Annotated in this window: 12 protein-coding genes; 8 read left to right on the top strand and 4 right to left on the bottom strand. The window is 69.7% G+C overall.

The window, feature by feature from the left end:
• Position 1: 1 nt before the first annotated feature.
• Positions 2-3082 carry a BTAD domain-containing putative transcriptional regulator gene (locus ACSMFO_RS32890; protein WP_436461680.1) on the bottom strand — a complete coding sequence of 1027 codons (3081 nt, stop codon included), beginning with the start codon at positions 3080-3082 and terminating at the stop codon, positions 2-4.
• A gap of 117 nt (positions 3083-3199) precedes the next feature.
• Between ACSMFO_RS32890 and ACSMFO_RS32885 the strand changes: the two genes are divergently transcribed.
• The 4 genes from ACSMFO_RS32885 to ACSMFO_RS32870 all read left to right on the top strand — a co-directional run bounded on the left by ACSMFO_RS32885 (position 3200) and on the right by ACSMFO_RS32870 (position 6805).
• Positions 3200-4069 (top strand): alpha/beta fold hydrolase, encoded by an 870-nt coding sequence (locus ACSMFO_RS32885; RefSeq protein ID WP_436461679.1) that lies wholly within the window; start codon positions 3200-3202, stop codon positions 4067-4069.
• Positions 4070-4607: 538 nt separating this feature from the next.
• Positions 4608-5102 carry a hypothetical protein gene (locus ACSMFO_RS32880; protein WP_436461678.1) on the top strand — a complete coding sequence of 165 codons (495 nt, stop codon included), beginning with the start codon at positions 4608-4610 and terminating at the stop codon, positions 5100-5102.
• A 147-nt stretch (positions 5103-5249) separates the two neighbouring features.
• Positions 5250-5939, top strand: coding sequence for a sigma-70 family RNA polymerase sigma factor (locus ACSMFO_RS32875; RefSeq protein ID WP_436461677.1), 690 nt, complete (start codon positions 5250-5252; stop codon positions 5937-5939).
• A 95-nt stretch (positions 5940-6034) separates the two neighbouring features.
• Positions 6035-6805 (top strand): SH3 domain-containing protein, encoded by a 771-nt coding sequence (locus tag ACSMFO_RS32870; protein ID WP_037348265.1) that lies wholly within the window; start codon positions 6035-6037, stop codon positions 6803-6805.
• Here ACSMFO_RS32870 and ACSMFO_RS32865 read toward each other — a convergent pair.
• Positions 6795-7316, bottom strand: coding sequence for a hypothetical protein (locus ACSMFO_RS32865; protein WP_436461676.1), 522 nt, complete (start codon positions 7314-7316; stop codon positions 6795-6797). The genes ACSMFO_RS32870 and ACSMFO_RS32865 overlap by 11 nt on opposite strands.
• 38 nt (positions 7317-7354) lie before the next feature.
• Here ACSMFO_RS32865 and ACSMFO_RS32860 point away from each other — a divergent pair, with 38 nt between their 5' ends.
• Together ACSMFO_RS32860 and ACSMFO_RS32855 are read left to right on the top strand one after the other, a co-directional pair.
• Positions 7355-7792: a MarR family winged helix-turn-helix transcriptional regulator gene (locus ACSMFO_RS32860; protein WP_436461675.1), complete on the top strand. Its 438-nt coding sequence runs from the start codon at positions 7355-7357 to the stop codon at positions 7790-7792.
• Positions 7793-7852: 60 nt separating this feature from the next.
• Positions 7853-9025: a PucR family transcriptional regulator gene (locus ACSMFO_RS32855; RefSeq protein ID WP_436461674.1), complete on the top strand. Its 1173-nt coding sequence runs from the start codon at positions 7853-7855 to the stop codon at positions 9023-9025.
• Here the strand turns inward: ACSMFO_RS32855 and ACSMFO_RS32850 are convergent.
• Positions 9022-9405, bottom strand: coding sequence for a hypothetical protein (locus ACSMFO_RS32850; RefSeq protein WP_038511688.1), 384 nt, complete (start codon positions 9403-9405; stop codon positions 9022-9024). The two genes, ACSMFO_RS32855 and ACSMFO_RS32850, sit on opposite strands and share 4 nt — an antisense overlap.
• A 237-nt stretch (positions 9406-9642) precedes the next feature.
• On the opposite strand from ACSMFO_RS32850, the gene ACSMFO_RS32845 reads away from it, so the two are divergent.
• On the top strand, positions 9643-10677 hold the full coding sequence (locus ACSMFO_RS32845; RefSeq protein WP_436461673.1) for a DUF3068 domain-containing protein: 1035 nt from the start codon (positions 9643-9645) through the stop codon (positions 10675-10677).
• Here the strand turns inward: ACSMFO_RS32845 and ACSMFO_RS32840 are convergent.
• Positions 10674-11399 carry a methyltransferase domain-containing protein gene (locus ACSMFO_RS32840; protein ID WP_436461672.1) on the bottom strand — a complete coding sequence of 242 codons (726 nt, stop codon included), beginning with the start codon at positions 11397-11399 and terminating at the stop codon, positions 10674-10676. The two genes, ACSMFO_RS32845 and ACSMFO_RS32840, sit on opposite strands and share 4 nt — an antisense overlap.
• Positions 11400-11532: 133 nt before the next feature.
• On the opposite strand from ACSMFO_RS32840, the gene ACSMFO_RS32835 reads away from it, so the two are divergent.
• Positions 11533-12765 carry a glycosyltransferase family 4 protein gene (locus ACSMFO_RS32835; protein WP_436461715.1) on the top strand — a complete coding sequence of 411 codons (1233 nt, stop codon included), beginning with the start codon at positions 11533-11535 and terminating at the stop codon, positions 12763-12765.
• Positions 12766-13216 lie beyond the last annotated feature (451 nt).

Genomic DNA, 13216 nt, shown 5'->3' with positions numbered 1-13216 from the left:
GCTAACCCCAGTGCGGTGAACCGGCTTTCACCGCGATGGCCCGCGCCTTCCGGTAGTGCCCGGCCGCTTCCGGCAGACCGAGTGCCGTCGCCAGGTCTCCGAGGTAGTGGGCTACCGGGCGGAGGGTGAGCATCCCGCTCCCGGCACCGGCGATCTCGCCCTCGGCGGGCAGAAGCTCGGCGTACAGGCGTTCCATCACCGCCCGGTCGCCGAGTTCGATCGCGACCACGGCGTGGAGACAAGTGCGGGCCTCGAACAGCAGGTCCCGGGGAGAGTCCGGGATCGGGAGTGCCGGGCGGCACCAGTTTTCGTAGGCGCCGTAGCTCTCTTCCAGCGCTTGCGGTGGCAAGCCGCGCTGGAGCCGGTCGCAGAACAGGGCGAGCGCGAGGATTCCGTTGTCCACTCCGGACATGGCCGTTCCGGCGAGCCCCGCCGCCGCGGCACGATAGGCGGCCGCCCCGCCCGGGCCGGTCATAGCGGTCCGCATCGCGCGGTACCACCGGGTGAACACGCCCACGAGCGGCAGGCCGTACTTCTCGCCGAGTTCGTCGGCCGACACGGCGTGCCGGTCCGCGGCGGCGAAATCCGCGAGCGCGCTCCTCGCCTGCAGGAGCACGAGATGTCCGAGCACCTCGAACGTCACCAGCCCGTGCCGCGAGGCGAGGTCGACCAGTTCGGCGCCGATCGCCGCCCGCTCGGGAGCGAGCCCCGCGCGGTCGAAGGATTGCAGGAACCGGGCGTTGAGCGCGAACGCGAGCAGAGCCGGGTCTTCGAGCTCTCGGGCGAGCGCCTCGGCTTCCCTGGCCGCCTCGCGAGCCCGCCGTCCGCCCGCGTTGCGCAGTTCGACGGCGAGCGTGGCCAGCAGGCGGCACCGCCCGGCCCGCCGTTCCTCCGGTAGCGCGGCGAGAGTCCGCTCGACGGCGCCCGCGATCCGGGACGCGAGCTCCCTGTCGTCGCTTTCGGTCCAGATGGCGGGAACGTCGAAGGCGCCGATCACCCGCGCGGTCAGCAGCGGATCGTCCAGCTTTTCCGCCAGTTCCAGCGCTTCGGCCCGATGCCGCCGCGACCGGCCGAGGCCGCCGGCGACGGCCGACGCACGGGCCATGCCCATGATCAGCTCCAGCCGCTTCTCCGGGTCGGAGCCGCCGGATCGGTCGTACGCGGTGAGCGCTGCTTCCCAGAGTCGAGCCGCTTCCGTTGGCGCGAAACGACTTTCGGCTCGTTCCGCGGCTGCCCGCGCGTAGCGTGCGGCCCGGTCGCCGTGCTCCTCCGACAGCAGGAAATGGTGCGCCAGCGCGTCGACGTCGTCCGGGCGAAGTCGTTCCAGCGCCTCGGCGATCCCACCGTGCTCGCGGGCCCGTCGCGAACGCGAGAGGTCGTGATAGAGCGTGTCCCGCACGAGCGCGTGCGCGAACCGGAACCGGTTCGGCGCCCGCTCCGTCAGGATTCCTTGCCTGGCCGCGACTTCCACCGCGTCGAGCGCGGATTCCCCCACCAGGGCCTCGAGTACGTCCAGATCGACGTCCGTACCGAGCACCGCCGCGCGCCACACCACACCGCGGACCTCGTCCGGCAACGCGTCCACCCGGTGCCGGACGACGTCGCGGACTCCGGGCGGAACCGCGGCCAAGGCCGCAGGCCCTTCGGCGGCCAGCAGGCGGGCGAGTTCGCGGACGAAGAACACGTTCCCGCCACTGCGCCGATGGATCACCTCGGCGGTCTCCGGCTCGATCTCCTCCCCGGTCGTGGCTCTGACCAGCGCGGGGATCTCGGCCTCGGGCAGCCCTCCGAGATAGACCCTCGCAGGCTCGTGGCGTGCGGCCCGGCCGAGGAAGTCCGTCAACCGCGCGGGCGGGTCGGTGCCGCGATAGGTCGCGACGATCAGTACCGGCTCGCTCAGCACCGAGACCAGCAGCGCCAACGTCTCCTCGCCCGCCCAGTGCAGGTCGTCGAGGACGAGCAGCAACGGTGTCGCGCCGGACAGGTAGGAGGCGACCGCCCGGTGCCATCGCCAGCGTGCGGCCAGGGGATCCTCGGTCACCGGGGTTGCGGCCGGTGGCGCGCCGTATCCGGCGGCGGCGAGGGTCGCGAGGATCCGGCTCCAGGCGTAGGCGGGCGGCGCGCCCTCGTCGTCGGGGTTGCTTCCCCAGGCCGTGGTCCAGCCGCGCGCGGCGAGACGGGCGGCGAACGCCTCGGCGAGCGCGGTCTTCCCTACCCCCGCCTCACCCGACACGAGCACCAGCCGCGACCCCGCCGATGCTTCTTCGAGCCTCGCCAATTCCGCGTCCCGCCCGATCAGGGGCCGCTCGGGGATCTCGGGCACGGACTGCTCCAGCCGGGGCGCTTGCGCGAGGATGTCGGCTTCCAAGTCCCGCAGGCCGGCGCCCGGATCGATGCCGAGTTCGTCGGCGAGCCGTTCTCGCGTCGCGCGCAACACCGCCAGAGCGTCGCCTTGCCGTCCGGAGCGGTAGAGCGCCAGTGCCAGCAACCGGGAACCGTTCTCCCGCAAGGGATACTCGCGTACCCAGGGTTCCAGCTCGGGGACCACCTCGGCGGCCCGGCCGAGCGCGAGCAAGGCTTCGGCACGGAGTTCGCCCGCCAGCAACCGGAGTTCGGTCAGCCGGGAGACCTCGCCGAGCGCCCAGCCTTCCTCGGCGAACTCGGCGTACGCGGGGCCGCGCCACAGCGCGAGCGCGATGTCCACTTGAGACAGTGCCGCGTCCGCCCGTCGGGCGTCAAGAAGCTCACGGGCCGTGGCGACGGCGGCCTCGAAGTCCCACGCGTCGACGGAATCGGCGCGCAAGGCGTAGCCGCGGGCGACCGTGACGAGCAGCCGCGCGGGCTCACGAGGCGCGCGATCCGGTTCCAGCGCGCGGCGCAGGGCACCGACGAAGGTCTGCACCGCGCCGACCGCGCCCTCGGGCGGTCGTTCCCACAGGTCGTCGACCAGTCTTTCCACCGGCACGACCCGGCCGCGGGCGATCAGCAGCCTGGCCAGCACCGCGCGGTGTCGCGGCCCCTTGAGCCCGACCTCGCCGCGCGCGTCCTCGGCCACGAGCGGGCCGAGCACCCCGAACCGCATCGTCACCTCCTTCACCGACGGTGATCATCGTGCCCCGGCCGCTCGGTCGTCGCTGACCGGGTGCTGATTCGGGCCGGGAACGCTGGCGGTCGTCACGGAACGACCAGGAAGGTACCCATGCGCATCACCGGATTCGACTACCAGCGTGTGCCCGTCGCGGACGGCGTGGCACTCGACGTCGCCGTCGCCGGGACGGGCAGCCCGATCGTGCTGCTGCACGGCTTCCCCCAGACCCACCTCATGTGGCGGCACGTCGCGGCGGATCTGGCGGCCGACCACACCGTCCTCTGCCCTGACCTGCGAGGATACGGCGAAAGCGACAAGCCCGCCGACACCGGCGAGACCTACTCGAAGCGGTCGATGGCGGCCGACGTCGTCGCCGTCGCGAAGGCCTTCGGCCACGATCGGTTCGCCCTCGCCGGGCACGACCGGGGCGCGCTGGTTGCCCTGCGGGCCGGGCTCGACCACGCGGACAAGGTGAGCCACCTCGCCATCCTCGACGTGCTGCCGACGCTGGACATGTGGGACGTGCTGCACGGCGCCGGCGCCGCGGTCGGCTTCCACCTCTACCTGATGGCTCAGCCGCCCGGACTGCCGGAACAGCTGATCGCGGGCGCGCCGGACGCGTTCTTCGGTCACTTCCTCGACGCGTGGACGCGGAACGGCGACGCGATCCCGGCCGATGTCCGTGCCGCGTACCTGGAGGCGTCACGGAACGCGGTGCCCTCCATCGTCGCCGACTATCGCGCGTCGGCGGGCATCGACATCGCGCACGACGAGGCGGACCGCGCGGCCGGCAACCGCCTCACGATGCCGCTCACCGTGCTTCAGCAGGACTGGGGCGCCGTGCTCGGCTACGACGCCGTCGCGCTTTGGCAGGCGTGGGCGACGGACCTGGACCACCGGACGGTCACGTCGGGTCACTTCATGGCCGAGGAGTCGCCCCCGGAGGTGGCGAAGGCGCTTCGAGACCTGCTCACGCGTTAGAAGGCGCTGGTCAAGTGGGCGGCGGAGGGGTCGTGAGTGTTTTGGGTTGTTCTAACGACCCAAAACACTCACGAGGCGGCATCTGCGACCGAACCACCGCTCCCTGTAGCCGGCCGGGGGCGAAGGCTCCTTTCGTCGCGTCAGACTCGGTGAAGGGAGCCTTCAGCCCACACCACTCCGCTAGTTCCTACTGACGCAGGTTGGATCAGCCGCAGCCGCGCTCCGCGTAGGTACTTAAGACACCCTTGGCTCTAACCGTCCTTACCACTCACGAGGCCGTGGCACCGCACTCACGTGATCGAAGGCGTGACTCGCGTGATCGGGGGCGGAACACCCGAGTGCGGCCTCCAATCACGCGAGTCACGTCCCTGATCACGCGAGTCACGCCTCCCCTCACGCCGCGCCCTGCGTTCCCGGTCCGTGAAGTGAGCCGAACGGCGCAATCCGCGCCCCCGCTCGCGCCAATCCGACACCCCCTCAGGTTTAGCCCGCGACCTGAGGGGTATCGGGAGGCGGCACACCGAACGAGGGGCCAGACATGACATCCACCGCCAAACGTGCGCACACCGTCGCACGCGATCTCCTATCGCTCACCAGATCGGGTGAAGCCGACCGGCTCGCCACCGCACTGGTGTCCACCGCCTCCTCCACCCGGCGAGGACCGGCGCTCAACGACGTCGTCGGACGGCTGGTCGACACGTTTTCCTTGGCCGCCAAGGATCGCCGCCGTTCGCTGCGGATCGGCGAACCGTTCACGCTGCGCCTGCGGGATCACGCGGGGATGACGGTCCGGCCCGACCGCCTCGACCCCGGGGTGGCCGCGATCGTCCGCGCCATCGCCGCCAGCGTCCGCGACGACCGGGACACCTGCGCCGACCAGATCGGGCAAGCCTGCGAGAACGCGGATCTCGATCAGCGGATCCAGGTGCTCGCGCATTGCGTGGTCTGGACGGCGGATCTCCTCAGCACCGACACGACGGCCTATCCCCCGGTGCTGTCCTGTCTCAAGGTATCGCCAGGTAACAGTCCATAGTAGACATTGCGCGGTTCGGATGACTTCCGGCCCGTCGTATGGACATCCCCTGCACGGAACGGCAAGCTGGACAACCGCGCACGAAGTCCCGGCCCCCGATGACGGGCGCACCTTGGCGGCCAGTTCCCCCGAACCAGGAGTGCAGACTTGGACGAGGTAGCGCCCTCGACGGTACCCGCGGACTCCCGTGCCGCCGACACGGCGGGACGGCTGCCCAACCCGGACAGCAGATTGGTCCGGGCGGCCGTGGCCGGTGACCCGGACGCGCTCCGGGAGCTGACCCGTTTCCTTTCCCCGCACGTGTTCCACTACTGCGCGAGCAGGCTCGGGACCGCCGGAACGGGGGCCTGCGACGCGCAGGACTGCGCGCAGGAGGTGTTGCAGGCGATGCTGATCGCCTTGCCCCGCTACCGGTACCGCCCGGACCGGTTCCTCGCGTTCGTCCTCGGGATCGCCGGGCACAAGGTGGCCGACCTGCACCGGCGCCGTTCCCGCGAACCGGTCGCCTGCGTGCCGGAGATCGGCGACGGGCTGACGGCGTGGGCACGCCGCGATCCGGACGAGATCGAACGGCTGGAGCACCGGTTGCAGGCCGGGGTCCTGCTGGCGCGGTTGCCGATGCCGCACCGGCAGGTGCTCGCGCTGCGGTTCGTGTTCGGGCTTTCGGCCGAGGAGACGGCGGAACGGCTCGGCCTGCCGAGCGCGGGGGCGGTCCGCGCGGCCCAGTTCCGGGCGCTCGCCCGGCTCCGGGTCCTGCTCACCGAGCGGAACGCCCGATACGCGAGCGATGTCCCGATCATCGGGCAAATCCCCGAACCGGAGCTCGTCCCGGTATAGAACAGTCCACTGAGGACGATCGTTTTCTTGTACGGCGCTTGTACGACGTTCCTCCATCCTGGCCCCCTATTCGGGGAAACCACTGGAGGACACAGATGAAGATCCGATCGAGGATCGCCAGAGGCGCCGTGGGCACGATCGCGCTGGCCGGGGCGATCATGCTCGGCGGGGCGGGCGAGGCGCTCGCGGCGACGGGCACGGTGAACACCGACTCCGGGGTGGCGGTGACCGTGCGGTCGAGCCCGAGCACGAGCGCGAGTTCGGTCGGCACCGTCGCGAGCGGCACCGCCGTCACGATCGACTGCCAGACGAACGGCACGACGGTGACCGGGAAGTACGGCACCACCGACATCTGGGACTACGTGCCGTCCAAGGGCGGCTACATCAGCGACGCCTACGTCTACACCGGCTCGGACGGCCGGGTCGCCCCGGACTGCGCCGGCAGCACCCTGTCCTGCTCCACCGCGGGCACCGGCAACCCGAGGACCTGCGCCGAAGCCGTCGCGTGGGCGAAGGCGCACGTGCACACGAACAACGACCCGAACTACTACCGCTGGTGCGACCGGATCAACTCGTGGGCCTACGGCTGGACCGCGAGCGGTTCGGAAACGGCCTACGTGCACTGGACCCAGATCCCGGGTTCGTACAAGCACCCCGGCGACACCCAGGTCCCCGCGGGCGGGCTCGCGTTCTTCAGCAACGGCGGCACGGGACACACCATGATCTCGATCGGCGGCGGCAAGTTCCTGTCGAACGACATCCACGGTCCCGGCAGCTTCACCGAGACCACCATCTCGGAGATCAAGAACGCCTGGAACTACACCTATCTCGGCTGGTCGCAGCCGTGGTTCAAGATCAACCACTGAGCGCGCGAGTGGCCTCGAAACGCTGCCGGACGAAGGGGTCCTCGTCCGGCAGCGTTTCCTCCGCCCGCCAGGAGAAGCTCGTGGCGGTCAGCTCGGAGAAGATCCACCGGCGCCGGACGCCGTCGGTGTCCGCCTCGATCTCGAAGCCGTCCTCCGTCGGCTTGCCGAGGAACGGGATCACCCAGCCGTTGCCGGGGCCGAGCCAGGTCGACCGGAACGCGTCGATCTTCTCGTCGTAGAAGCGCAGGCTCATCCCCCACTCCCCGTCCGCGCCGCCGGTCCTGCTCGCCTGTGCGGGACTGATCCACACGTCGGCCAGCGCCCGGCCGTCGAGCGCCCAGCCGAAATGCCATTCCCCGTCGACGGTCCGGACACTCCCGTCCTCGGCGTGGTTGTGCACCACCAGGTCCCAGCTGCCGATCAGCGGCTCGAACACGCTCAGCCGTGCGGCGAGTTCGGGGCGTGGTCCGGCGGCGGTGAACACGGCGGCGATCTGTTCGGCGACGTCCATGCGGCCAGAATGGGCACTTTGACAGTATGCTGTCAACCATGAGCGAGCTCGTCCACGACTACCGGCTGCTGATCGCCGACGTCTACGAGCTGGCGGGAGTGAGCCGCCGGATCAGCGAGCGGGAGGCCGCCGGGCAGGGCACGACCGTCGCCCGCTGGCACGTGCTGAGCACGGTGTCCGAAGAACCACTGGCCGTCCCCGCCATCGCGCGACGGCTCGGCCAGGTCCGCCAAGCCGTCCAGCGCGTCGTGGACGACCTCACCGAAGCCGGCGAACTGTGCGCGCGGCCCAATCCCGCCCATCGCCGCTCCGCCTTGTACGCCATCACCCCCGAGGGCGAGCGGCTGCTGAAGCGGCTCTGGGACGCGAGCGAAACCCGGCGCGGGGACGTGCTCGACGACAGCGGTGTCACCCTCGATGACCTGCGGCGAGCCCGCGAAACCCTGCGCAGGTTGTCAACCGCGCTCAGCCCGTGAAACCGCCCTTTCGTCGCATCGTGATAAAAAGCGGCCGCTCCATCGGGTTAGAGTTGACGGATGGGCACCGAAGCTCTCGCTACTCCCGCACCCCGGGAGCAGCGTGTGCTCATGCAGGCGATGCTCACCCGGTTGCCCGAGTTCAGTGATCGTCTCGCCCAGCTGCTCAGCGACGAGGACGAGTTCTATCACCAGGTGGACAGCACCGCGCCGGACGAGTTGCGCAAGGTCTGCCGGGCGAATCTCGAGCGGGCGCTGACGGCGCTCGTCGAAGGGCGGGGCCTGCCGCTCGACGCGGCCCGCAAGACCGGGCTGGCCCAGGCCAGGCAGGGTATCCCGCTGCCGTCCGTGCTCCGCGCGTTCCGCATCGGCGGGATCTTCGTCTACGAGCGCCTGCTGGAACTGGCGGGCCCCGGCTTCATCAACCCGGCGCGCACGGTGGAGATCAACTCCAACGTGTGGAAGACCATCGATCTCTATTCCGACGCACTGACCACCGCGTACAGCGAGGTCGCCGCCGAACTCTCCCAGGAGAAGCTCGCCCTGCTCGACGGTCTCCTGCAGGGCCGGTTCGCCACCCAGCCGGAGCTCGAGAACGCCGCGAAGGACCTCGGCCTCCCGGCCGCGGGCACGTTCGTCGCCGTCGTGACGGAAGCCGTCGAGCCGGAGGAGCGGCCCGGCGTCGAGGCACTGCTGCGGGCACGGCGCTGGAAGTCGGCCTGGCGGCCGGGCGCCGAGGTCGGGCTCGTGGTGATCGACCGCGTCGAGGACGTGCGGCGGCTGCGCGACCTGCTGGGCACCCTGCCGCTGGCGGCGGGGATGAGCAGGCCGTTCAACGGATTCCTCGAAGTGCCGGACGCCGTCCACCGGGCCCGGATCGCCCGCCGCTCGCTGGCCACCGGTGCCGCCGGTGTCGCCGTGTTCGGCGACTCCCCGGTCACCACGCTGGTCGCGAGCGCGCCGGAGATGTCGCGGGACGTGCTGCGTTCGGTGCTGACCGGGCTGCTCGTGCTGCCCAAGCCCGAACGGCAGGTCCTGCTCGACACGCTGATCGCGTGGTTCGCCGGGCACGGTTCGGCCAAGGAGGCCGCGGACCGGCTGATCGTCCACCCGAACACGGTCCGCTATCGGCTGCGCCGAGTGCAGGAGCTGACGCGGCGCGACCTGTCCGACCCTGTCGATGTCGGCGAACTCTACGTCGCGCTCGAAGCGGTCCGCCTGACGGACTCTTAGACCGTTCTTTCCGGCGCCATGTCGGCGTCGATGATCCTCGCGAGGTCCAGCAGCGTGTGCCCGAGACCGGGCCGCGCGGTGAGCCGCACCGCGAGCGTCCGGCCACGCGAGGTCGTGGCGACCGGCAGGGTCACTTCGGGATTCGCGGATCTCGTCCACTGTGGACGGCGTCCGGCCGCGGACAGGACGATGTCGGGATGCGGCGACCGCCGTCCGGGACGCCACCGTGATCTCCTGGCGTCGAGATCGCGAATCACGTTGCCGTGCAACGAAAGCAGCGCGGCGACATCGGCGACGGCGTCGCGGAGCTCGACGTCGGTGATGGAATCCGAGTACGCGCCGATGTCCAGCGCGCGGCGATCGTTCGGGTCCTGCGGCACAGAGTTCCTTTCCACGCACCGGAAGTCGTCCGATGGTGGTCCCCATCACGTTGTTCCGGGGAACAAACATGTTTGGCTGACTGCGCCGAATGGCGGCGCCGGTACCACCTTCCGGTCGCACGGCGTGCCTGTGACCGTCGGTCACACCTTTGACGCCGACCGGCGCGCGGGCCAGTATCTGGCGACTGATTACCGATGGGTAATGTGGATGTTTCCGTGGTCTCACCAGGAGGACCGTTGCGTCGAGCGTTGAGCCTGATCTTCTTGGCCCTAGGGGTGTTCTCCGTCGCCGGCGCGGTGTTGCTGCCGACCTACGTGAAACCCGAACTCGCCAAGGTGCCGCTGAACCAGGAATCGACGTCGGTCCTCGAAGGCACCGCGTCGAAGGTGCTCGCGGTGAAGAAGGTGGGCGACAAGACCGTCACGGAGATCCGCGACGACGCCAAGCTGAAGGCGACCGCCCACGTGGTGGCGAACTTCGCGCCGCCGGAGATGCAAGAGGGCACGGACGTCGCGGTGTGGCTGATGGCCGTGTCGGTCGTCGACACCAGCGACCAGACCGTCGTCAGCGCGAGCAAGCGCCAGGTCTGTTTCGACCGCCGCACCGCGGAAGGGTACGTGCCGCCGGGCGGCGACCAAGAGGCGAAGTGCTCGGCCAACAGCAGCTTCGTCACCAAACTCAAGGAGAAGGCCGAGAAGGAGAACGAAAAGCCCGAGGAGGTCCAGGAGTACAAGCCGCAGCCCGGCCTGAACTTCAAGTTCCCCTTCGACACCGAGCAGAAGGACTACCAGGTCTACGACGACAACACCGGCCGCGCCGTCCAGGCCCGGTTCAAGGGCGTCGAAGAGATCAAGGGTGTCGAGGTCTACAAGTTCGTCCAGGAGATCCCCGACACGAAGATCTCGACGAAGAAGGTGCCGGGCTCGCTCATCGGTGCCACCGGCGATTCCGTCGAAGCCGGCCAGTTCTACCAGGGCACCATCACGAGCTGGATCGAGCCGGTGACGGGTATCCAGGTCAAGCAGGAACAGCAGTCGCACCAGGAACTGCGGTCGGCCGCCAATCCCACCCCCACGGTGGTCTTCGACGGCAAACTGGCCTTCACCGACGCGACCGTCGACGCGATGGTCAAGCAGGTCGACGAGAACAAGGGCAAGCTGGACTTCATCGGGAGCACCGGGCCGATCGTGCTCGGGATCGCCGGTGCGGCCTTCCTCACCCTCGGGGTCTTCCTGCTGGCGAAGCGCCGCCGCGCCCCCTCGCGCCACTAACGCTTGCGCAGCACCATCACCAGATTCCACGACGCGATCTCCCGGACACCCGGGACATGCGCGATCCACTGGGCCCAAGAGGGGTGGTAGCGCGGGTAGACCTCCTGGAGATCGGCGAGCGGCGCGGCCTTCCCCCACCGGATGGCCGCGCCGGCCGAAAAGGCGAAAAGGCTCTCGCCGAATTTGTTCTTCGGCTCCTTTCCGTTCTTTTCGGTATAACGCCGCCGGGCGTAGTGGCCACCGAGGAAATGCCACGGCGCCGTCTCGTGCCCACCCCACGGTGAATACCACGGCGTGAACGAGGCGAAAACCGTTCCGCCGGGTTTGGTCACCCGGCACATCTCGGCCAGCATGACCTCGGGTTCGGAAACGTGTTCGAGGACGTTCGACGAATAGCAGACGTCGACGGAAGCGGTGCGCACGGGCAGTTTCGTCCCGCTGCCGCGCACCATGTTCTCCCCGGCCTCGCCTCGCGCCGTCAGCTCTCCGACGTCGGGATCTATGCCCAGGTAGGTGGCTCCGGCGGCACGGAACGCGTCCGAGAAATAGCCGGGACCGCCGCCGACGTCGACGATGGTTCGGCCGTTCAACGGAGTGTGCTGCGCCAATTGCCGGACCGAGTCTTCGGCGAGCACCGAGTAGAAACCGTCCGGATCCGTCTGTTCGGTGAGAAAAGCCCGGAACAACGTGACCGATCTGCGCAAGGTGGCGCGATGAGGCATCGTTGCTGGGGTCACCGACCGATTACCGACCATCGAACCATCGCTTTCCGAGAATGATTCATCTACCGTGTACGCACCGGTAACCTAGCATTGTCGCTAACAGGTTGGGAGAACCACGATGGAAAGGCCACGTGTGCTGCTCGTCAACTGGCGCGACACCGGGCATCCGGAGGGCGGCGGCTCCGAGCGGTACGTCGAGCGGATGGCCGAAGGGCTCGCCAAAGCCGGATACCGGGTGGAGATCCAGTGCGCGGCGTACCCGGGAGCGAACGCCGGGGAATGGCGCGACGGCGTCCGCTATCGCCGCCGTGGCAACAAGTTCGGCGTCTACCTCCACGCGCTCCGGGCGATCCGGAAGGCGCACGCCGACCTCGTCGTCGACGTGCAGAACGGGATGCCGTTCTTCGCCAGGCTCGTCGCGGGCTGCCCGGTCCTCGTGCTGGTGCACCACGTCCACAAGGAACAGTGGATCAGCGCGCTCGGCGAGACATTGGGCCGCATCGGCTGGTGGATCGAGTCACGGCTGGCGCCGTGGCTGTTCCGCCACTGCCGCTACGTCACGGTTTCCGAGATCACCAAGGGCGAACTGGCGAGCCTCGGCATCGAAGGCTCGCGGATCACCGTGGTCCCCAACGGGTTGGACACTCCCCCGCGCGGCAAGGCCGTCCGGGAGACCGAACCGACGCTGGTCGCGGTCAGCAGGCTGGTGCCGCACAAGCGGATCGAGCACGCGATCGACGTCGTCGCCGAACTGTCCCGGCGCTGGCCGACGCTGAAGCTGGAGGTCGTGGGCCAGGGCCCGTGGGAGGAGGTCTTGCGCAAGCACGCCCGTGACAGGGGCGTCGAGGACCGTGTGCGGCTGCACGGGTGGGTGGACGAGGACGAGAAACACGAGATCCTGGAACGCTCCTGGCTGCACCTGTGCCCGTCGGTCAAGGAGGGCTGGGGCATCGTCATCATGGAGGCCGCCGCGCACGGCGTGCCGTCGGTGGCCTACCGGGCGGCGGGTGGCGTGGCCGAGTCCATTGTGGAGGGCAAGACCGGTCTGCTGGCCGACGACTTCGCCGATTTCACGGCGCAGGTGGACAAGCTGCTCGCCGACCGGGTACGGCGGACCGAGATGGGCCGGGCCGGCGTCACGTGGGCCGGCCTCTTCGACTGGGAGCACAGCGTGAACCGCTTCGAATCACTCGTGCGCGACGTGGCCGGGGTGGCCATCCCCCATCCCAGGGTCCTGACCTCGCAGGGCTTCCACGATCCCGTCGGCCAGGTCGGCCGTGGCGGCGTCGTCGAAGTCCTTGCGGCGTGCGCGCACGGTGACGGTGCTCGTCTCGCCGACGGTCACCGCGCCGAACGCCACGCCTGAGCGGCCGCTGGCGGCGGGATAGAACGCGATCGAGGTGACCGCGTCCGCCGCCGAAACGACGCCGAGGTTGGAAACGAGATAGGTCGAACCGAGCCTGCCCGCCAGCAGCCGGGTGCCCAGCCGGGCGATCCGGCTGCTGCGGGCGGGGAAATCGGGCTCCGGCGGCTGCGTGGCCAGCAGCGCGCCGACTTCGGCGACCGTGGGTTTCCCGCCGAGCCGCAACCGGAAGAACGCGCTGTCGTGCAAGGGTTCCGGGGCGGCGCCGCCCCGCCACGACGCGCCGACCGCGGCCACCACGCGGGCGGTTTCCTCGCCGTGCCGGGCATTCCACGTCTCGGTCAAATCCGCGGCGGCCGCGGCGAAGGCGGAGGACCCGAACCGTGAGCGCGGGAGGATCCTGGCGCTGAACACGTCCCCAGGGCCGCTTTCAGCCCGTTCCGGGGTGATTCTC

The sequence above is a fragment of the Amycolatopsis sp. w19 genome, from assembly GCF_051373225.1.
In the GTDB taxonomy this organism is placed as follows: Bacteria; Actinomycetota; Actinomycetes; order Mycobacteriales; family Pseudonocardiaceae; genus Amycolatopsis; species Amycolatopsis japonica.
Note: the sequence above shows the minus strand (reverse complement) of the source record. Positions and strands in the feature narration are given on the sequence as shown.

Coding starts and splice junctions, on each gene's coding strand:
- ACSMFO_RS32870 (WP_037348265.1), top strand. CDS start 6,035: ATGAAGATCCGATCGAGGATCGCCAGAGGCGCCGTGGGCACGATCGCG.
- ACSMFO_RS32865 (WP_436461676.1), bottom strand. CDS start 7,316: ATGGACGTCGCCGAACAGATCGCCGCCGTGTTCACCGCCGCCGGACCA.
- ACSMFO_RS32880 (WP_436461678.1), top strand. CDS start 4,608: ATGACATCCACCGCCAAACGTGCGCACACCGTCGCACGCGATCTCCTA.
- ACSMFO_RS32840 (WP_436461672.1), bottom strand. CDS start 11,399: ATGCCTCATCGCGCCACCTTGCGCAGATCGGTCACGTTGTTCCGGGCT.
- ACSMFO_RS32890 (WP_436461680.1), bottom strand. CDS start 3,082: ATGCGGTTCGGGGTGCTCGGCCCGCTCGTGGCCGAGGACGCGCGCGGC.
- ACSMFO_RS32885 (WP_436461679.1), top strand. CDS start 3,200: ATGCGCATCACCGGATTCGACTACCAGCGTGTGCCCGTCGCGGACGGC.
- ACSMFO_RS32855 (WP_436461674.1), top strand. CDS start 7,853: ATGGGCACCGAAGCTCTCGCTACTCCCGCACCCCGGGAGCAGCGTGTG.
- ACSMFO_RS32860 (WP_436461675.1), top strand. CDS start 7,355: ATGAGCGAGCTCGTCCACGACTACCGGCTGCTGATCGCCGACGTCTAC.